Source organism: Sphingomonas sp. CFBP 13728 (assembly GCF_014841895.1).
GTDB lineage: Bacteria > Pseudomonadota > Alphaproteobacteria > Sphingomonadales > Sphingomonadaceae > Sphingomonas.
Genome location: NZ_JACYUS010000003.1, coordinates 453,040 through 470,469, shown reverse-complemented (window position 1 = coordinate 470,469; position 17,430 = coordinate 453,040). Strand labels below are relative to the sequence as shown.

Below are 17,430 nucleotides of genomic sequence, written 5' to 3'. Positions count from 1 at the left end.
GGCAGCACGTCGCTGCGACGAAGCGCGACGACGATGCGCCGAGTCGCCATCATGCTATGGAACGAGAACCGTATCGACCGCCTCGGGCAGCGTCTCAGGGTAGTCGAGCGTGAAGTGCAGCCCGCGGCTTTCATGCCGGTGCAACGCGGATCGGACGATCAGTTCGGCGGTCTGGAGCAGGTTGCGCAGTTCGATCAGGTCGGGCGTGACGCGGAAGTGCTGGTAATATTCGGCGACCTCGTCGTTGAGCAGTTCGATGCGGTGCTTGGCGCGTTCGAGCCGCTTGGTGGTGCGGACGATGCCGACGTAATTCCACATGAACCGGCGGATTTCGGTCCAGGTCTGTTTGATCACGACCTCTTCGTCGGAATCGGTGACGCGGCTTTCGTCCCAGGGGCGGATCGGTGGGGGCGGGGGCAGCGAGTCCCACGCGGCTGCGATGCTGTCCGCCGCCGCTTCGCCGAACACGAAGCATTCGAGCAGCGAATTGGACGCGAGCCGGTTGGCGCCGTGAAGTCCGGATTCGGTGCATTCGCCCGCCGCGTACAACCCGGGAAGGTCGGTCTTGCCGTGCTCGTCGATGACGATGCCGCCGCAGGTATAGTGCTGCGCGGGGACGACCGGGATCGGCTGCGTGGTCATGTCGATGCCGACTGTCAGCAGCTTCTCGTGGATGTTCGGGAAGTGATGGCGGATGAACTCGGCGGGCATGTGGCTGATGTCGAGATGGACGTAATCGAGCCCGTAGCGCTTGATCTCGGCATCGATCGCACGCGCGACGATATCGCGGGGGGCGAGCTCCATCCGCGCGGGGTCGTAATAGGTCATGAAGCGCTTGCCGGTCGACGGGTTGATCAACCGCCCGCCTTCGCCGCGGACCGCTTCCGTGATCAGGAAATTCTTGACCTCCAGATTGTAGAGGCAGGTCGGGTGGAACTGCATCATCTCCATGTTGGAGACGCGCGCGCCCGCGCGCCATGCCATCGCGATGCCGTCGCCGGTCGCGCCGCGGGGGGCGGTCGAGAACAGGTAGGTGCGTCCCGCACCGCCGGTCGCGAGGATCGTCGCGCGCGCGGTGTAGAGGGCGACGCGCTCGGTCTTGCGGTCGACCGCGTAGACGCCCCAGACGTTGCCGGACCCCGAATAGCGTTCCTCGTGGCGGCCGGTCGCGAGGTCGATCGCGATCTGGTCGGGCACCAGCGTAATGTTCGGGTGTGCTTCGGCGGCCTTCTGCAACGCTTCCTGCACTGCCCAGCCGGTCGCGTCGGCGACGTGGACGATGCGGCGATGCGAGTGCCCACCCTCGCGCGTCAGGTGCAGCGCGTTGCCTTCGGTCTCGAACGGCACGCCGAGATGCGTGAGGCGCTCGATCGCGGCGGGGGCGCCCTCGACGACCATCTCGACGATCGCGCGGTCGTTGAGCCCGGCGCCGGCGACCATCGTGTCCTCGACATGGTTCTCGAACGTGTCGCCGGGTTCGAGCACGGCGGCGATCCCGCCCTGCGCCCAGGCGGTCGAGCCTTCGTTCAGCGCGCCCTTCGCTAACACCGTGACCTTGAAGCGGTCGGCGAGGTTGAGTGCCGCGGTGAGACCTGCGGCGCCCGAGCCGACGATCAGGATGTCGCTCGTCATGCGTTGGCGGCGCGGGTCAGGCTGAGGAAGACGTCCTCGAGATCGGGTTCCTTGGTCGAGACGTCGACGATGCCGAAGCCGCTGCCTTGAATCGCGGCGAGGACTTCGCCGGCGTTTACGCGGTCCTTCTTGTAGGTGATCTCGAGCGTCCGCGTGCCCTTAAGCGTGATCTTCTGGAAGCAGGCGTTGGCGGGAATGTCGGTCACGTCGCGATCGACGGTGACGGCGACGATCTTCTCCTGCGCCTTGCCAACGAGTTCGCGGGTCGGTTCGTTCGCGATCAGGCGACCGTTGTTGATGATCGCGATGCGGTCGCAGAGTTCCTCGGCTTCCTCGAGGTAATGCGTGGTGAGGACGACCGTTACGCCGGCCTGGTTGAGGCTGCGGACATAGGTCCAGAGCTGTTGGCGCAGTTCGATGTCGACGCCTGCGGTCGGCTCGTCGAGGACGAGGACGGGCGGCGAGTGGACCATCGCTTTCGCCACCATCAGGCGGCGCTTCATGCCGCCGGACAGCGTGCGGGCGTAAGCGTGCGCCTTGTCCTCGAGATGGACCGCGCGGAGCAGTTCCATCGTGCGGCGCTTCGCCTTGGGAACGCCGTAGAGGCCGGCCTGGATTTCGAGCGTCTCGAAGGGCGAGAAGAAGGGGTCGAACAGGATCTCCTGGTTGACGATCCCGATCGACGCCTTGGCGTTGCGCGGGTGTTCGTCGATGTCGAACCCCCAGATCGCGGCGCTGCCGTCGGTCTTGTTGACCAGCCCGGCGAGGATGTTGATCAGCGTGGACTTGCCTGCGCCGTTGGGGCCGAGCAGCCCGAAGATCTGGCCGCGAGGGACGTCGAACGTCACCCCGTCGAGCGCACGCTTGGGCGGGGCGGTGCCGACGGGCGCGTATGTCTTGCAAAGGTTCGAGATTGCGATCGCAGCTTCGGTCATGGCTGCGGCATAGCGGGGCGGGCGGGGCTGGTCATCCCCTCGGGCGTTGCAAAGAATATTTGTTCACGCGGAGGCGCGGAGACGCGGAGGTGTTGCGCTTGTCGCGTAGCGACCGCTCGATCACCTACCTGCGGAACAGATCATGATGTCTCCCGACCGATGGGCTGGATGCAACACCTCCGCGTCTCCGCGTCTCCGCGTGAACCCATTCTTCCTTCTTGCCACGCCGAAGAACCAATTGCCCGGCCGGCGCGCGCTTGCTATCGCCCCCTCATGCATCCGCCGCTCGAAACCACCCGCGTCACCCACGCCCGCGTCGCCTGCGACGGCGCCACCGACATTCCCGGCGGTGCGGCACTCGGCCACCCACGCGTCTGGTTGCAGATCGACGAGACCGGCTATGTCGATTGCGGCTATTGCGACCGGCGCTTCATCCTCGTTGGCGGTGCCGCCGATGGCGCGGACCAGGCGACTTTGCGCGATCACGGGGATGGCGCAGGGCGCTAAGCCGCTTATATCTATCGGATGACGATAGCAGCAGACCCCCGTTCGTTCCTCTACCGCGATACCCTGGACCCCGAACAGGCGCAGGCGCTGACCGCAAAGGCGCTCGGCAAGGCCGATGACGGCGAGCTGTATCTCCAGTACCGCAAGGCCGAGGCGTTCGGCTTCGACGACGGCCGGCTGAAGACTGCGTCCTACGATACGAGCTCGGGTTTCGGCCTGCGCGCCGTCTCGGGCGAGATGACCGCGTTCGCGCATTCGAACGAGATGACCCCCGCCGCGATCCGACGTGCCGCCGAGACGATGGCGCTGATCGAACCGGGTGTCGCCGCGAAGGCTGGTCCGCCGCAGGGCACCAACCAGCGCCGCTACACCGCTGCCGATCCGCTCGATTTGGTGCCGTTCGCGGACAAGGTGAACCTTTGCCAGACGATCGACGCTGCCGCGCGCGCCCGCGATCCGCGGGTTGCGCAGGTCTCGGTCAGCCTTTCGGGGACATGGTCGGTGGTCGAGATCGTCCGCGCGGACGGCTTCGTCGCGACCGACGTGCGTCCGCTCGTCCGCCTCAACGTTTCGATCGTCGCCGAACAGAACGGGCGTCGTGAGACGGGCAGCTACGGGATCGGCGGCCGCTATCTTTACAACGACCTGTTCGAGCCGGCGACGTACAACCGCGCGATCGACGAGGCGTTGTCGCAGGCCTTGGTGAACCTCGACTCGATCGCGGCACCGGCGGGCGAGATGACCGTGCTGCTCGGCAATGGCTGGCCCGGCATCCTGCTGCATGAGGCGATCGGTCACGGGCTCGAAGGCGATTTCAACCGCAAGGGTACGTCGGCCTTCTCGGGTCGCATCGGCGAGCGCGTCGCGGCTGAGGGCGTGACGGTGGTCGACGACGGCTCGCTTCAGGATCGCCGCGGATCGCTGACGATCGATGACGAAGGTACGCCGACGCGCGAGACCGTGCTGATCGAGGATGGCATCCTCAAGGGCTATATGCAGGACCGCCTCAACGCGCGGTTGATGGGCGTCGAGGCGACCGGCAACGGCCGCCGCGAGAGCTATGCGCACGCACCGATGCCGCGGATGACCAACACCTTCATGAAGGCGGGCAACGACGATCCCGCGGAGCTTTTGTCGCGCGTGAAGAAGGGCATCTTCGCCAAGGCGTTCGGCGGCGGGCAGGTCGACATCGTCTCGGGCAAGTTTGTGTTCAGCTGCACCGAGGCGTATCTGATCGAGGACGGCAAGCTCGGTGCGCCGATCAAGGGCGCGACGTTGATTGGCGATGGCCCGAGTTCGCTGACCAAGGTCCGTGGGATCGGCAACGACTTCGCGCTCGACGAGGGCATCGGGATCTGCGGCAAGGGCGGCCAGTCGGTGCCGGCTGGCGTGGGGCAGCCGACGTTGCTGGTCGATGGTCTTACGGTCGGGGGGACGGCGGCTTAAAGTCCGCCGACGACCATGTCGATTGCAGCCTTCAGATCATATTCGTAGTCGAGAAGCGAACCGATCTTTTCACCGAGTTGCCGGCTGTCGACGGCGCGTAGAAACTGGACGGCAACGCGATATTCCGTCTGATGCACCGTCACGAGTGGATTGAGCCTAGACTGCGAAACCGACGGTTCGTCAGGCTGGCGTAATGGGGCAACGATTCGCGAGCGCAAGTCGCTTAGAAGATCGCTCTGGCAATTCACGACAAGTCCGTGACCGTCGATCGAATGGACGTCGAATTGCGCCATTTAGAGCGGCTCGAGGCCGGAAAGCGGAATTCCGTTCTCGTCGATCCATCGGTTCTGCGCTTCGATCCACTGTCGATTCTCCTCCTTCCACCGCCGTTCGCGCTCGGTCTTGATTGCGCCGCGGAGTGCGGCTTCCGTGACGCGCGACAGGTTGACGCCCGCTTCCTTGGCAGCGGCGACAATGCCGGTATCAACGGACATATTTACCGATTTGCGCTTGCCGGTAGCGATAGGATCATGTTTCATGCGCACAGAATATGCGCGTTGACGACGCGCGTCAATTCGGAGCCGAACGATGGACTTCTTCCCCGCGCTCACCGACGATCATCGCGCGTTCGTGATGCGGCAACCGGTATTCTTCGTTGCGACAGCCGCGGAAGGCGCGCGGATCAATCTCAGTCCCAAGGGCATGGACAGTTTTCGCGTACTCGATCCGAAGACGGTCGCGTATCTCGACGTCGGTGGGTCGGGGAACGAGACGAACGCGCATCTGGGCGCCGATGGTCGCATCACGATCATGTTCTGCGCGTTCGACCAGCCTGCGCTGATCTTCCGCATCTATGGCAAGGGGCGTGCGGTGCTGCCGCAGGACGACGGCTGGGCTGACCTCTACGCGCAGTTCACGCCGTTGCCGGGGACGCGGCAGATCTTCGTGATCGATGTCGACGAGGTGCAGACGAGTTGCGGGTGGGGCGTGCCGTTCATGACGCTGGACCGTGAACGGCAGACCTTGTCGAAATATCACGCCAGGCAGTCCGACGCCGAGCGGATCGAGGAATGGGCGGGGCCAGTAGCGAGCATCGACGGGTTGCCGGTTCGGCTCGGCACCGTCCTGCCGGACCGAGTTGGCGCGTGAGCCTGGTCGAACTCGGGCGGTACGGGCGCAACGAGGCGCATATCATCGTTGGGCGGCTTGAGAGCGAAGGCATCCTCGCGATCGCGTTCGATGGCGGGACGTCGATCATGGAGGGGAGCTGGTTGCTGATCCCGGTTCGCGTGATGGTCGACGAGGATGATCTCGACGAGGCTCGGGGGATTTTGGCGGGGTGAGAGGGTGCGTTAGGCGCTGGCAGGAAACCGCCGACCTAACTCCCGGATCGTCATTCCCGCGCAGGCGAGAACCCATACTGGCAAAGCTCGCGAGTTAATCGATAGCCCTTGCGCATATGGGTCCCCGCCTCCGCGGGGATGACGACAAGTTGGATTCGTACGCCTTTTGTATAGAGGGCGGGGCCTTCGATGCCCCCCACCGAAATCATCCCCCAGCGCTGACCCGCCAGATCGCGTTGCCGACGTCGTCGGCGACCAGCAGGCCGCCGGTCTTGTCGGTGATGACGCCGACCGGGCGGCCTTGCGCGTCGCCATCCTTGTTCAGGAACCCGCCGAGCACGTCGACCGGCTTCGCGTTTGCCGCCGGGAAGCCAGTGTCGCCGAAGGGCACGTAGACGACCTTGTAGCCCGAGACTGGCTTGCGATTCCACGAGCCGTGCTCGCCGACGAACGCGCCATTGGCGAACTTCGCGCCGAGCTTCGCGTCCGCGGAGAAGGTCAGGCCGAGCGCGGCGACGTGCGGCCCCAGCGCATAGTCGGGGCGCTTCGCGTATTGCTGTAGCGCAGGGTTCTTTGGTTCGACGCGAGTGTCGGGATAGCCACCCCAATAATACCAGGGCCAACCGAAGTTATCGCCGAACTCGACCTGAGTCAGGTAATCCGGCGCGAGGTCGGAGCCGAGCATGTCGCGCTCATTGACGACGGTCCAAAGCCCGCCCGACTTGGGGTTGATCGCCATGCCGTTGGGGTTGCGCAGGCCGGCCGCGTAGATCCGCCAGTTCTTGTCCTTCGGCCAGACTTGCAGGATGTTGGCGCGGTATTTCTCGGCGTCCATGCCGTTCTCGGCGATGTTCGAAGAGGAGCCGACGCCGACATAGAGCGTCTTGCCGTCCGCCGCAGCGATGACGTTGCGTGCCCAGTGATTGCCGCCCGGGTTGAGCTTGATGACGAGCTCGGGCTTGGCGGTGATCTTGGTCGCCCCGTCGGTATACGGCACGCGGACCAGCGCGTCGGTGTTGCCGATGTAGAGCTGGCCGTCGAGCAGCGTCATGCCGAACGGCGAGTTGAGCCCGGTCATGAACACCGACTTCGTCTCCGCCACGCCGTCGCCGTTCGCGTCGCGCAGCAGCGTGATGCGGTTCGCCGACGGCACGCCGGCGCCGGCGCGACCCATCAGCACCTTCATCACCCAGCCGGTGATCCCGCCGCCGTCGCGCGGGGGCGAGTTGGTCTCGGCGACCAGCACGTCGCCATTGGGGAGGCGGTACATCCAGCGCGGGTGATCGAGTCCGGTCGCGAACGGCTGGACCTTAAGGCCGGCGGCAGGCGTCGGCATCGCGCCGTTCTGCCAGCCGACGACCTTGGCGACCTTGACGGTCGGGATCGTCTGGATGCGGGGATCGGTGATCTTGGGCAGCTTGCCGGCGACCTGGTCGACCGACAATTCCGCCGTGTCGGGCCAGGCGAGATAGGTGACGCCCGCGGCGATCACGAGCAGGATCAACCCAAGGACGATGAGGATGTGTTTGCGCATGAAGGGAAGTTAGAACGGAGGCAGGGCCGGGGCAATGGATCATGGGTAAAAGGCCCGTCGATCCATTGCGTAGGCTGTATCAGTCGTCGTCCTCGACCGGCACCACCGGCGGATGCAGGCGCAGGCGATTGATACGGCGTTCGTCGGCGTCGATGATCTCCAGCTTCCAGCCGCTCGGATGATCGACGCATTCGCCTATCTGCGGGACATGCCCTGCTAGAAGCGCTGCCAAGCCGCCCAGCGTGTCGATATCGCCGTCGACCTCCGCCAGGCGCGGATCGATCAGTTCTGCGGCGTCCTCGAGTTCGGCGCGTGCGTCGGCATCCCAGGCACCACCTTCGATCGGTGTCATCAGCACCTGCGGCGCCTCGTCATGCTCGTCCTCGACCTCGCCGACGATCTCCTCGATCAGGTCCTCGAACGTGACCAGGCCTTCCGTCCCCGAATATTCGTCGAGCACGATCGTCAGGTGGACGTGCTTCTGCCGCATGTCCGCGAGCAGATCGAGCGCCCCGCGCGACATCGGCGCGTAGAGCGGCTCGCGGATCAGCCCAGCGATCGACGTCGGATGCTCCGCGCCGGTCGCGAGGATGTTGAAGACGTCCTTGATGTGGACCATGCCGATGATCGTATCGAGGTTGTCGCGGTACACCGGCAGGCGGCTATGGCCGGCTTCGGCGAACAGCTTCACCAGGTCGGCGAACGGCGTCTCCTCCTCGACCGCGATGATGTCCGCGCGGGGCACGCCGACATCGCCGGCATCACGTTCGCTGAAGTGGAGCAGGTTGCGGACCATCTGGCGCTCGAGCGGGGTGAGATCGCCCTTGGCATCGGGGGCGGGATCGCCCTCGTGCCGGTCGATCGCATCCTCGAGCTGGTCGCGAAGGGATTCGTCTTGAGCACCGAAGATCAGGCCCTTGAGCCCGCGCCAGATACTGTCGCTACTATCGCCGTTACCGGCATTGGGGCCATCGGCCATCGTGGTCGTCAGTCCTCTGTTATCAGATAGGGGTCGTGGAGGCCCAAAGCGGCGAGCGCGTCGCGTTCGATCTGCTCCATGCCCTCGGCCTCGTCGTCGTCGATATGGTCATAGCCTAGCAGATGCAGCGTGCCGTGCACCATCAGATGCATCGCATGATCCTCGACCGAGATACCGCGCTCGGCCGCTTCCGCGACGCAGACGCCGTGCGCGAGGATGATGTCGCCGAGGAGGACTTCGCCATCGTCCGAATTCTGGCTGACCGTGGCGAGCAGGTCGGGCTGGACCATCGGGAAGGACAGGACGTTGGTCGGCTTGTCCTTCTGGCGATACTGCTTGTTGAGTGTGTGGACCTCGTCGTCCGACGCGAGCCGGATCGAGATCTCGACCGTCGCGGCGCTGGTCAGCAATTCACCGTGCGGGGTCCGCTGGATTGCCGCGGTCGCTGCACGAAGGGCGAGAGCGTCCCAATCCTGCTCGGGCCAGGGGGCGTCGGAAGAGAGCGCGAGTTCGAGCATGCAGGTCCTTCAGGCGAGATCGGTCAGGGCGAAATCATTACCCTTGTAGAGAAGTTCCGCGCCATGGGTTTTCGCGCAGGCATAGGCGAAACAATCGCCCATGTTGAGCTTTGCGGGGTGGCGGCCCTTGCCGTAGATTTGATAGGCGTCGAGGGCCGTAGATAATTCGCTCTCTCCAATTGCGATAAGGCGAAGAGCCAACACCGGAGCGGTGTTTTCCACTTCACTGCGAGCCACATCGATATCAAACCGATAGGAGCTACGAAGAGCGGACACCGTCTCCCAGCATGACATCGCCGACCACAGGGCATTTCCGTCATGTTCGACACGCGTGATGAAAGTATCGCGCTCCGGTTCACCTGTAATAATCGCTACAAGCGCGGATGCATCGACGAACACGGTCAATCCGGTTCCTCGCCCCATAATTCGTCGAAAAACGCCTTATCGGCTTTCAGGCCAGTCGGCTCACCTAGGGGGTGAGCCTTGCGCCATGCGTCCAGGCGTTCGCGCATGCTCGGCACCGAAACCGACGGTGTCAATTCTGCCTTCTGGCGACGCAGCAAATCACGAACGACCTCCGTCTTGGTGACGCCCAGACGCGCCGCAAGCTCAGTCGCGAGTTCGGCGGTTTCGTTGTCCTTGATGTAGAGCGACGCCATCGTCATCCTCCTAGGATATCCCGGATAATACTCCGGGATATCCCATGCATCAACCATCGGTTCCTTCGTACGCCCCGACGACGCGGCCGACGATTGGGTGGCGGACGACGTCGCCGACGGTGAAGCGACACATCGAGATGCTCTCGACGCCTTCCAGCCGCCGGACCGCATCCGCCAAACCTGACGCCGCGACGCCGCCGGGGATGTCGACCTGCTTCGGGTCGCCGCAGATCACCATGCGGCTGTTCTGGCCGAAGCGGGTGAGGAACATCTTCATTTGTGCGGGCGTGGTGTTCTGCGCTTCGTCGAGGATGACGAATGCGTCTGCCAATGTGCGGCCGCGCATGAAGGCGATCGGGGCGACCTCGATTTCGCCCGATGCGATGCGGCGTTCGACCTGCTCGGCGGGGAGGCAGTCGTAAAGCGCATCGTATAGTGGGCGAAGATACGGATCGACCTTCTCCTTCATGTCGCCGGGGAGGAAGCCGAGGCGTTCGCCGGCTTCGACAGCGGGACGCGACAGGATCAGCCGCTGGACGCTGCCGTTGATGAGCTGCTGCACGGCTTGCGCGACCGCGACATAGGTCTTGCCCGTGCCCGCCGGCCCGAGCGCGAAGATCATGTCGTTGTTGGCGAGCTCGCGCATGTAGTGCGCCTGCGCCGGCGTGCGCGGCACGATCGTCTTTTTCCGGGTGCGGATCATGATCGGGGGTGCGGCGCCACCGCCGGCATCAGCGCGGATGATGCCTTCGAGAACGGGTTCGTCCGCCATCGCTATCGACGCGTCGACCAAGCCTGCGTCGACGTCTTCGCCGCGCTGGATGCGGGCGTAGAGATCGTGGAGCACATCGCGAGCCTTGGCGACCTGTTCGGCGGTGCCCTCCAGGCCGATCTTGTTCCCTCGTGCGGTGATGTAGACGCCGAGGCGATTCTCGAGCGCTACCAGGTTCTGATCGTACTGGCCGAAGAGCCGGACGAGCAATTGGGGCTTGTCGAACAGCAGCTCGACTCGGGCGCGGTCACCGGACTGGGCGGGAACGGGTTTACGGCTCATACGGTCCTTTCAGGGTGTCAAAGGTTACGCCTGGAAGCGTCAAACCGTAACCTTTGAAAGGAAGATGAGCATCGCGGGCGACGCGTTCAAGCCGCGCCGGAGCGCTGGCCAAGAGATGATTCGAGTCGCGTGGGCGAAGCTGCATCGGAGGTGAGTGTGACAGGCGATCCGGATGTAGGACAGCAAAATCGCGGGGGGTGGTTTCACGAGCCCCGCGTATCGTTCTGACGCCTTGGGGACGCCGTTGCGATCCTCCCCTGCAAGGCGGAGGTGTCGCCGCAGGTGACGGAGGGGGAGGACACGGATCAGGCGTCGGCGCTTGCCTCCCCCTCCGTCAGGCAAGTGCCTGCCACCTCCCCCTGGCGGGGGAGGATTAGGAGGGGGCTCAGGCGGCTTCGGCGACCCGCTCGATGCCGGTGAGGGAGTTCGGGCCGGCAGCCGCCAGCGTCACTTCCACCAGGTCGCCGATCGCGTGGTTGCCGATCAGGTGGACCGATTGCAGCCAGGGGGACTTGCCGATCAACTGGCCGGGGAGTTTTCCCGCGCGTTCGAGCAAGACGGTGCAGGTGCGGCCGACGGTGGCGGCGTTGAAGGCGTGCTGATCGCGGTTGAGCGCGGCCTGGAGACGTTGGAGGCGCTCGTCCATGACCGATTCCGGGACCTGTTCGACGATCGAGGCGGCAGGCGTGCCGGGGCGGGGGCTGTATTTGAAGCTATAGGCTTGCGCGTAGCCTACCGCGTCGACGAGGCTTAGCGTGTCCTCGAATTCGGCGTCGGTCTCCCCTGGGAAGCCGACGATGAAGTCGCCGGACAGCGCGATGTCGGGGCGGACTTCGCGGACGCGGTCGAGGAGGCGGAGGTAGGAGTCGCGGGTATGGCTCCGGTTCATCGCCTTGAGGACGCGGTCGCTGCCGGCTTGCACGGGCAAATGGAGGAACGGCATCAGGCTCTCGATGTCGCGGTGCGCGTCGATCAGGCCTTGGGTCATGTCGTTGGGGTGGCTGGTGGTGTAGCGGATGCGCGCGAGGCCGGGAATGCGGTCGAGATCGCGGATCAGGTCGTGGAGGCCGCGCTCGTTTTCGCTCCACGCGTTGACGTTCTGGCCGAGCAGCGTGATCTCGCGCGCGCCGGCGTCGACCAGCGCCTTGGCTTCGTCCACGATCGCCGCGAACGGTCGGCTGATTTCTGCGCCTCTCGTGTAGGGGACGACGCAGTAGGTGCAGAATTTGTCGCAGCCTTCCTGCACGGTGAGGAACGCCGAGGGGGCGACCTTCCGACGCGAGGGCAGCGCGCCGAACTTCGACAGCAGCGGCATGTCGGTGTCTAGCGAGGGCGTGCCGGCGGCGGCCTTCGCGACGAGTTCGGGCAGGTTGTGATAGGCTTGCGGGCCGACGACGATGTCGACCTTGGCGCGAGTGAAGATCTCCTCGCCCTCGGCTTGTGCGACGCAGCCGGCGACGGCGATCATGGGGGTCTTGCCCGACTTGCGGCGCTGGTCCTTCCGGAGGCGGCCGATGTCCGAATAGACCTTTTCGGTGGCGCGTTCGCGGATGTGGCAGGTGTTGAGGACGACGACGTCGGCGTCGACCGCGTCGGCCTGGGTGAGGCCCTGGGCGGCCATCAGCTCGGCCATGCGCTCGCCGTCGTAGACGTTCATCTGGCAGCCGAAGGATTTTACGTGGAAGGTTTTGGGGGGAGACATGCGGGAGGCCCTACCAAATTTGTGTGCGTGGGGGGAGGGGGGCGTTGTTGCTGCCGCTAACAGGGCGTCGATGCTAGAAGTGCACCACCCCGGCGGAGGCCGGGGCCCAATTGGGCGACGTCCCTGACTGCGGTCTGCCCTCCGTTACAGCGACTTTTCCAATTGGGCCCAGGCCTTCGCCGGGGTGGTGTTCCTCGGTTGGGGATGGGTGGAGCATCCCTCCCTTGTTCTCCCGCGAAGGCGGGAGTCCAGACTGGGTCCCCGCCTTCGCGGGGAAACACTCTTAATTCGCGGCTTACAGCGCTACCATGCGGCGGCGGGCTTCGGCGGTTATGGCTTTTCGGTTGCCGTATTCCGCGGGGTCGAAGGGTTCGGCGAAGTGCAGCGTCGCGACGAATTTGCCCCGGCGCTTCAGGACGCGGGCGGCGTGGTGTTGGCCAGGCTCGTCGCCGACCCAGGCGAGTTCGTCGGTGGCCGCGCCATAATCGATGCGGACCGGTTGGACCTTCACACCGGGCGGGGGCGGATCGAGCGCTGCCAGCAACGCGGCTTTGAAGGGAAGGAGCGTGGTGCCGTCTCCCGTCGTGCCCTCGGGGAAGAGGGTTACGGGCCAGTCGGCCGCCAACGTGTCGCGGATCTGGGCGATCTGGGCGGTTACGGCCATGCGGTCGGCGCGGCTCACGAAGATCGTGTGGTTGAGCGTGCACAGCCAGCCGACCAGCGGGGCGCTGCGGAGTTCGGATTTGGCGACGAACGCGGTGCCGGTCGCGCCGGACAGGAGGAGGATGTCGATCCAGCTCAGATGGTTCGAGACGAAGACGACGTCATGGCGAAGCGGCGTGCCGACGACGCGGGGGCGGGCGCCGACTATGCGCGCAACCAGCCCTAGGAACCGTGGGGGCCAGGGCGACTTGCGGCCGAACAGCCGCCACATACCGTGCAATGGCAGCGCCAGGATCAGCGCAACCAGCAGCGCCGCCAGCCGCGCGCCAAAGCGGAGCCGGCCGATCGCGTCAGTCCTTGCGGGTGAGCGCGACGCCGTAGAGTTCCATGCGGTGATCGACCAGCCGGAAGCCAAGTTTCTCCGCGATCGCCTTCTGCAACTGCTCGAGTTCGGGATCGACGAATTCGATCACCTTGCCGCTCTCGACGTCGATCAAGTGATCGTGATGCGCCTCGGGCGCAGGCTCGTAGCGGGCACGGCCATCGCCGAAATCGTGGCGGTCGAGAATGCCGGCCTCCTCGAACAACCGGACCGTGCGGTACACCGTCGCGATCGAGATGCCGGGGTCGATCTGCGACGCGCGCTCATAGACCTTCTCGACGTCGGGATGATCGTCCGCCTCGGACAGCACGCGCGCGATGACGCGGCGCTGCTCGGTAATGCGCAGGCCCTTCTCGTTGCAGAGTGCTTCCAGATCGATTTTGCGCGGCATGTGTCGTTCCCTCGTTGAGTGCCATGTAGGGCCTCCGCGCTGTTGCGAAAAGGGATAGTGACTCGCAATAAGCCTTAACTGTTGATATCTTTCGAATATGTATGTGCGTCATACGCGACGCCGGTCTTGCCGCGGTAGTAGGCGCGACGTTCGCCGACCTTGGTGAAGCCGTGCGCGTCGTACATCTTGACCGCGTCGTTGCCCGCGCGGACCTCGAGATGGAGCTTGGCGATGCTACCGACCGAGCAATCGGCGATCGCCGCGCGGATGAGCGCCGTGCCGACGCCGCGGCGTCGATAGTCCGGCGCAACCGCGATCAGCAGGAGTTCGGCTTCGTCGGCGACCGACCGGGTCATCGTGAAACCGGCGGGGAAGTCGTCGACGAACGCGAGCGTGAGGTGGACGCCGGTCAGTGCGAGCACGCCGAGGCATTGGCTGCGCGTCCACGCCTCGCCGTAGCGCGGGTCGAACGCCTCGGTCATCAGCGCGTCGACGATCGCCAAATCGCGCGCGTCGCCGGTGCGGAGCGTGACGGTGCGCGTGGCGGCCTGGCGGGTGGCCATTATTTCGGGACCGATGGCTTGGCGTCGGGCGCGCGGCCGTAGATCGGGCTTGGCGCGAGGGCAGTCAGTGCTGCGGGCAGCAGGATCGCGGAGGCTGCGCCCGGAAGTGCTTCGGTCAGGTCCAAGCCGTCGTCGAGCGCGGCGAGCCAGCGCACGCCGTTGCCGACCGCGCGCCGTCCTGCCAGCGCGGCGAGCGCGGCGTCGGGCTTCAGCGATACCATGTCGGATCGCGGCGACAGATCGGCGGAGAACGCTTGCATGAAGACCTCGCCATGCCCGCCTTCCATGATCACCGCAATATCGTCGGTTAAGCGGTCGGCGAAACCGGCGGCGGCGATGAGCGGGAGCGAGGAAAAGCCGGCGATTTCCGCGCCCCAGCCGAGTGCGAGGCCGCGCGCGGCGGCAATCCCGACGCGGACGCCGGTGAAGCTGCCGGGGCCGCAATCGACGATGATGCGGTCGGCTCGGCCACCGTTAGGGAGTTCGGCGATCATTGGGATGAGGCGCTCGGCGTGGCCGCGGCCGACGACTTCGTGCGCGCGGGCGATGATGGCGCCGTCTTCGATGAGGGCGACCGAGCAGGCGGTGGTGGATGTTTCGATGACTAACGTGCGCATTACTTCTTACCCTCTCCCCTCAGGGGAGAGGGCAGGGTGAGGGGCGCCGCGAGCGCTGCCCTTCCCAACTGCCCCTCGCCCCGACCCTCTCCCCGCAGGGGAGAGGGAGCAGGTCCCGCCTCAAGCGATGCTGTTGAACTTCGCGAAGTCGGGACGGGGCGAGCGGGCGTGGATCGTCGCGGGATCGCCGTGGCCGAGCGTCGAAATGAAATTGGTCCGCACCGCAGGCGTGTCGTGGAAGAACGCCGTATCGACTTTGCCCGCGTCGAAGCCCGACATCGGCCCGGTATCGAGCCCGAGCATCCGCGCGGCGATGATGAAATACGCACCCTGCAATGTCGAGTTGCGGAACGCGGAGGCCTCGCGCAGTTCGGCGTTGCCGTCGAACCACGACTTCGCATCGGCGTGCGGGAACAGCTCGGGCAGATGCTCGTGGAAATTCGTGTCCATGCCGATGATCACCGACACGGGGGCGTTGAGGATCTTCGGCTGGTTCTGCGCGCTGCAGGCATCGGCGAGCTTCTGCTTCGATCCGTCGCTGACGCACCAGATCAGGCGCGCGGGGAGCTGGTTGGCCGATGTCGGGCCCCACTTCATCAGGTCCCAGATCGCGTGCAGCTCGGACTCGGCGACCGGCTGATCGGTGTAGCCGTTATAGCTGCGGGCATCGCGGAAGACGGCGTCGAGGACGGTGTCGTCGAGTTTCTGACGCATCAGACGGCTCTCACTTCGGTGACTTCGGGGACGTAGTATTTCAGCAGCTGTTCGATGCCGTTCTTGAGCGTGGCGCTCGACGACGGGCAGCCGGCGCAGGCGCCCTGCAGCTGGAGGAAGACCTTGCCCTTGTCGAAGCCGCGATAGACGATGTCGCCGCCGTCGTTCGCCACCGCAGGGCGGACGCGCGTGTCGATCAGTTCGCGGATCTGCGCGACGATATCGGCATCGGCGGGATCGTCCGACAGCGCGGGCTCGTCCGACGGCACCGAGAAGCCGGCGCGCGCGGGCTTGAACAGCGGCATCGCGGCGGAGAAGTGATCGAGCAGGATCGCGAGCACGTCGGGCTTCAGGTCCGACCAGGCGGTACCGGGCGCGGCGGTAACCGAGACGAAATCGCGGCCGAAGAACACGCCGGTGACGTCGCCGAGACCGAAGATCGCATCGGCGAGCGAACTCACCTCGGCTTCCTCGGGCGTGGCGAAGTCGCGCGTGCCGGCTTCCATGACGGTGCGTCCCGGGAGGAACTTCAGCGTCGACGGGTTGGGAGTGGATTCCGTTTCGATGAGCATGAGGGGCATGTGGCCCGAAGGGGGCGGGGGATCAAGCGCGGAACGGGAAACGGTTTCTTTCGGGGGGTAGGGTGGAGAGATACCCGACCAGATAGACTGTTATCCTGCAGAGGCGGGAGAACATGCTTGCGTATTAGTCCAACCTACAGGTCCGTCACCCCAGCGAAAGCTGGGGTATCCCGGTTCGAGCCGGTCGCATCCCAACAGGGATACCCCAGCTTTTGCTGGGGTGACGGATATTTCAAACGTCGAGCTGTTTTACTGCCGCGTTCCAGCTGCCGATGTTGCGGACCGCGTCCTGGACGAACGCGGAACGGCGAACGACGCCCAGGAACAGGTCGGCGATCCACTTGCCCGGATTGCGCAACGGACGTTCGAACTGGATCAACAACACGACCCGCGTACCGCATGTGTCGTTCCACACCTCGTGCTGGTAGGTATCGTCGAACACGAGCGTCTCGCCTTCTGCCCAGCGGACGGTGCGGTCGTGGACGCGCATGCGGACGTCGCCGTCGCGGGGCACGATCAGGCCGAGGTGGCAGGTGATGAGGCCCTTGGTCACGCCGCGATGCTCGGGGATGTGCGTGCCGGGCGCGAGGATCGAGAAGAATGCGCTGTTGAGGCCGGGGATGCGCGCCACTGCGGCGGCGGTATTGGGGCAGCGCGCGAGGCTTTCCTCGATCGGATAGCCATAGCCGTAGAGGAAGAACGAGCGCCATTTGTCGACTTCGGCGATCGAGCGATGATCGGGCGAGATCGTCGCGAGGCTGGGCGATGCCTCGCCTTGCAGAGCGACGCGGACCGCCTCGTCGCGGATCGCGGCCCAGTTCTCGCGCAGACCTGCGGTCCAGGCGAAGTCGCGGACGTCGAGTACCGGATCGTTGGCGACCAGCGAGGACGACGCGATCATGCGGTCGAACACGCCACGCAGATGCTTGCCGACGCGGATGATCAGCGGGCGGTTGGCTTCGGCCACCATCGGCGCGCCCGGTCTGGGTGCGCCGGATATGACGTTCAGATCGGGCACGCGGGCGCCGCGGCGTACCACCGGTTCGCCCGAATCCCGCCACAATGAACACTGCCCCAGTTCGTGGCCCAGTTCGTGGCCCAGTTCGTGGCCCAGTTCGTGGCCCAGTTCGTGCCCCAGTTCGGCTTCGACCGTCATCTCTACCCTGCATCCAGGCGCGCGGTGGCGCCGATCCCCTTGTTCGGACACGAT

The 17,430-nt window shown here is 65.3% G+C and carries 22 protein-coding genes; 4 read left to right on the top strand and 18 right to left on the bottom strand.

Annotated elements, in window-relative coordinates; genetic code table 11:
• Nucleotides 1-54: 54 nt before the first annotated feature.
• Nucleotides 55-1,632 (bottom strand): L-aspartate oxidase, encoded by a 1,578-nt coding sequence (gene nadB, locus IFT67_RS15100; RefSeq protein ID WP_192238999.1) that lies wholly within the window; start codon nt 1,630-1,632, stop codon nt 55-57.
• Entirely contained in the window at nt 1,629-2,567 is a 939-nt protein-coding gene (locus IFT67_RS15095; RefSeq protein ID WP_192238998.1) for an ABC transporter ATP-binding protein, read from the bottom strand. Before IFT67_RS15095 ends, nadB begins: the two co-directional genes overlap by 4 nt.
• A gap of 273 nt (nt 2,568-2,840) precedes the next feature.
• On the opposite strand from IFT67_RS15095, the gene IFT67_RS15090 reads away from it, so the two are divergent.
• Nucleotides 2,841-3,074 carry a zinc-finger domain-containing protein gene (locus IFT67_RS15090; protein ID WP_093398825.1) on the top strand — a complete coding sequence of 78 codons (234 nt, stop codon included), beginning with the start codon at nt 2,841-2,843 and terminating at the stop codon, nt 3,072-3,074.
• 18 nt (nt 3,075-3,092) lie between these two features.
• Nucleotides 3,093-4,520 (top strand): metalloprotease TldD, encoded by a 1,428-nt coding sequence (gene tldD / locus IFT67_RS15085; protein WP_120299871.1) that lies wholly within the window; start codon nt 3,093-3,095, stop codon nt 4,518-4,520.
• On the opposite strand, the gene IFT67_RS15080 is transcribed toward tldD, so the two are convergent.
• The gene (locus tag IFT67_RS15080) at nt 4,517-4,813 is read right to left on the bottom strand and encodes a CcdB family protein (RefSeq protein ID WP_192238997.1); all 297 of its coding nucleotides are present in this window, start codon (nt 4,811-4,813) and stop codon (nt 4,517-4,519) included. The two genes, tldD and IFT67_RS15080, sit on opposite strands and share 4 nt — an antisense overlap.
• Nucleotides 4,814-5,059: a type II toxin-antitoxin system CcdA family antitoxin gene (locus IFT67_RS15075; RefSeq protein WP_056047063.1), complete on the bottom strand. Its 246-nt coding sequence runs from the start codon at nt 5,057-5,059 to the stop codon at nt 4,814-4,816. It lies immediately after the preceding gene.
• Nucleotides 5,060-5,108: 49 nt separating this feature from the next.
• Between IFT67_RS15075 and IFT67_RS15070 the strand changes: the two genes are divergently transcribed.
• Nucleotides 5,109-5,669: a pyridoxamine 5'-phosphate oxidase family protein gene (locus IFT67_RS15070; protein WP_192238996.1), complete on the top strand. Its 561-nt coding sequence runs from the start codon at nt 5,109-5,111 to the stop codon at nt 5,667-5,669.
• The gene (locus IFT67_RS15065) at nt 5,666-5,863 is read left to right on the top strand and encodes a putative signal transducing protein (protein ID WP_192238995.1); all 198 of its coding nucleotides are present in this window, start codon (nt 5,666-5,668) and stop codon (nt 5,861-5,863) included. The genes IFT67_RS15070 and IFT67_RS15065 overlap by 4 nt, the downstream gene beginning before the upstream one ends.
• A gap of 205 nt (nt 5,864-6,068) precedes the next feature.
• On the opposite strand, the gene IFT67_RS15060 is transcribed toward IFT67_RS15065, so the two are convergent.
• The 14 genes from IFT67_RS15060 to IFT67_RS14995 all read right to left on the bottom strand — a co-directional run bounded on the left by IFT67_RS15060 (nt 6,069) and on the right by IFT67_RS14995 (nt 17,376).
• A complete protein-coding gene (locus IFT67_RS15060) occupies nt 6,069-7,397 on the bottom strand; it encodes a PQQ-dependent sugar dehydrogenase (RefSeq protein WP_192238994.1) in 1,329 nt (442 codons plus the stop codon).
• 79 nt (nt 7,398-7,476) lie between these two features.
• Nucleotides 7,477-8,376 carry a hemolysin family protein gene (locus tag IFT67_RS15055; protein ID WP_107962772.1) on the bottom strand — a complete coding sequence of 300 codons (900 nt, stop codon included), beginning with the start codon at nt 8,374-8,376 and terminating at the stop codon, nt 7,477-7,479.
• 8 nt (nt 8,377-8,384) lie between these two features.
• On the bottom strand, nt 8,385-8,894 hold the full coding sequence (ybeY, locus tag IFT67_RS15050; protein WP_192238993.1) for an rRNA maturation RNase YbeY: 510 nt from the start codon (nt 8,892-8,894) through the stop codon (nt 8,385-8,387).
• A gap of 9 nt (nt 8,895-8,903) precedes the next feature.
• The gene (locus IFT67_RS15045; protein ID WP_342450634.1) at nt 8,904-9,293 is read right to left on the bottom strand and encodes a type II toxin-antitoxin system VapC family toxin; all 390 of its coding nucleotides are present in this window, start codon (nt 9,291-9,293) and stop codon (nt 8,904-8,906) included.
• Nucleotides 9,294-9,295: 2 nt separating this feature from the next.
• Entirely contained in the window at nt 9,296-9,553 is a 258-nt protein-coding gene (locus tag IFT67_RS15040) for a type II toxin-antitoxin system VapB family antitoxin (protein ID WP_192238991.1), read from the bottom strand.
• A gap of 49 nt (nt 9,554-9,602) precedes the next feature.
• Nucleotides 9,603-10,607, bottom strand: coding sequence for a PhoH family protein (locus IFT67_RS15035; RefSeq protein ID WP_192238990.1), 1,005 nt, complete (start codon nt 10,605-10,607; stop codon nt 9,603-9,605).
• Nucleotides 10,608-10,992: 385 nt separating this feature from the next.
• Entirely contained in the window at nt 10,993-12,309 is a 1,317-nt protein-coding gene (miaB, locus tag IFT67_RS15030; protein WP_192238989.1) for a tRNA (N6-isopentenyl adenosine(37)-C2)-methylthiotransferase MiaB, read from the bottom strand.
• A gap of 295 nt (nt 12,310-12,604) precedes the next feature.
• A complete protein-coding gene (locus tag IFT67_RS15025) occupies nt 12,605-13,387 on the bottom strand; it encodes a lysophospholipid acyltransferase family protein (protein ID WP_244647410.1) in 783 nt (260 codons plus the stop codon).
• Entirely contained in the window at nt 13,323-13,745 is a 423-nt protein-coding gene (locus tag IFT67_RS15020; protein WP_056047123.1) for a Fur family transcriptional regulator, read from the bottom strand. Before IFT67_RS15020 ends, IFT67_RS15025 begins: the two co-directional genes overlap by 65 nt.
• Before the next feature lie 74 nt (nt 13,746-13,819).
• Complete coding sequence (locus IFT67_RS15015) at nt 13,820-14,308, bottom strand: GNAT family N-acetyltransferase (protein WP_192238988.1); 489 nt, start codon at nt 14,306-14,308, stop codon at nt 13,820-13,822.
• A complete protein-coding gene (gene tsaB / locus IFT67_RS15010) occupies nt 14,308-14,925 on the bottom strand; it encodes a tRNA (adenosine(37)-N6)-threonylcarbamoyltransferase complex dimerization subunit type 1 TsaB (RefSeq protein ID WP_192238987.1) in 618 nt (205 codons plus the stop codon). The genes IFT67_RS15015 and tsaB overlap by 1 nt, the downstream gene beginning before the upstream one ends.
• A 120-nt stretch (nt 14,926-15,045) precedes the next feature.
• Complete coding sequence (locus IFT67_RS15005) at nt 15,046-15,639, bottom strand: malonic semialdehyde reductase (protein WP_192238986.1); 594 nt, start codon at nt 15,637-15,639, stop codon at nt 15,046-15,048.
• Nucleotides 15,639-16,211, bottom strand: a complete 573-nt coding sequence (locus IFT67_RS15000; protein WP_093398839.1) for a NifU family protein — start codon at nt 16,209-16,211, stop codon at nt 15,639-15,641. The genes IFT67_RS15005 and IFT67_RS15000 overlap by 1 nt, the downstream gene beginning before the upstream one ends.
• Before the next feature lie 241 nt (nt 16,212-16,452).
• On the bottom strand, nt 16,453-17,376 hold the full coding sequence (locus tag IFT67_RS14995; RefSeq protein ID WP_244647409.1) for an aspartyl/asparaginyl beta-hydroxylase domain-containing protein: 924 nt from the start codon (nt 17,374-17,376) through the stop codon (nt 16,453-16,455).
• Nucleotides 17,377-17,430: the final 54 nt, after the last annotated feature.

Coding starts and splice junctions, on each gene's coding strand:
- nadB (WP_192238999.1), bottom strand. CDS start 1,632: ATGACGAGCGACATCCTGATCGTCGGCTCGGGCGCCGCAGGTCTCACC.
- IFT67_RS15095 (WP_192238998.1), bottom strand. CDS start 2,567: ATGACCGAAGCTGCGATCGCAATCTCGAACCTTTGCAAGACATACGCG.
- IFT67_RS15090 (WP_093398825.1), top strand. CDS start 2,841: ATGCATCCGCCGCTCGAAACCACCCGCGTCACCCACGCCCGCGTCGCC.
- tldD (WP_120299871.1), top strand. CDS start 3,093: ATGACGATAGCAGCAGACCCCCGTTCGTTCCTCTACCGCGATACCCTG.
- IFT67_RS15080 (WP_192238997.1), bottom strand. CDS start 4,813: ATGGCGCAATTCGACGTCCATTCGATCGACGGTCACGGACTTGTCGTG.
- IFT67_RS15075 (WP_056047063.1), bottom strand. CDS start 5,059: ATGAAACATGATCCTATCGCTACCGGCAAGCGCAAATCGGTAAATATG.
- IFT67_RS15070 (WP_192238996.1), top strand. CDS start 5,109: ATGGACTTCTTCCCCGCGCTCACCGACGATCATCGCGCGTTCGTGATG.
- IFT67_RS15060 (WP_192238994.1), bottom strand. CDS start 7,397: ATGCGCAAACACATCCTCATCGTCCTTGGGTTGATCCTGCTCGTGATC.
- IFT67_RS15055 (WP_107962772.1), bottom strand. CDS start 8,376: ATGGCCGATGGCCCCAATGCCGGTAACGGCGATAGTAGCGACAGTATC.
- ybeY (WP_192238993.1), bottom strand. CDS start 8,894: ATGCTCGAACTCGCGCTCTCTTCCGACGCCCCCTGGCCCGAGCAGGAT.
- IFT67_RS15040 (WP_192238991.1), bottom strand. CDS start 9,553: ATGGCGTCGCTCTACATCAAGGACAACGAAACCGCCGAACTCGCGACT.
- IFT67_RS15035 (WP_192238990.1), bottom strand. CDS start 10,607: ATGAGCCGTAAACCCGTTCCCGCCCAGTCCGGTGACCGCGCCCGAGTC.
- miaB (WP_192238989.1), bottom strand. CDS start 12,309: ATGTCTCCCCCCAAAACCTTCCACGTAAAATCCTTCGGCTGCCAGATG.
- IFT67_RS15020 (WP_056047123.1), bottom strand. CDS start 13,745: ATGCCGCGCAAAATCGATCTGGAAGCACTCTGCAACGAGAAGGGCCTG.
- IFT67_RS15015 (WP_192238988.1), bottom strand. CDS start 14,308: ATGGCCACCCGCCAGGCCGCCACGCGCACCGTCACGCTCCGCACCGGC.
- tsaB (WP_192238987.1), bottom strand. CDS start 14,925: ATGCGCACGTTAGTCATCGAAACATCCACCACCGCCTGCTCGGTCGCC.
- IFT67_RS15005 (WP_192238986.1), bottom strand. CDS start 15,639: ATGCGTCAGAAACTCGACGACACCGTCCTCGACGCCGTCTTCCGCGAT.
- IFT67_RS15000 (WP_093398839.1), bottom strand. CDS start 16,211: ATGCTCATCGAAACGGAATCCACTCCCAACCCGTCGACGCTGAAGTTC.
- IFT67_RS14995 (WP_244647409.1), bottom strand. CDS start 17,376: ATGACGGTCGAAGCCGAACTGGGGCACGAACTGGGCCACGAACTGGGC.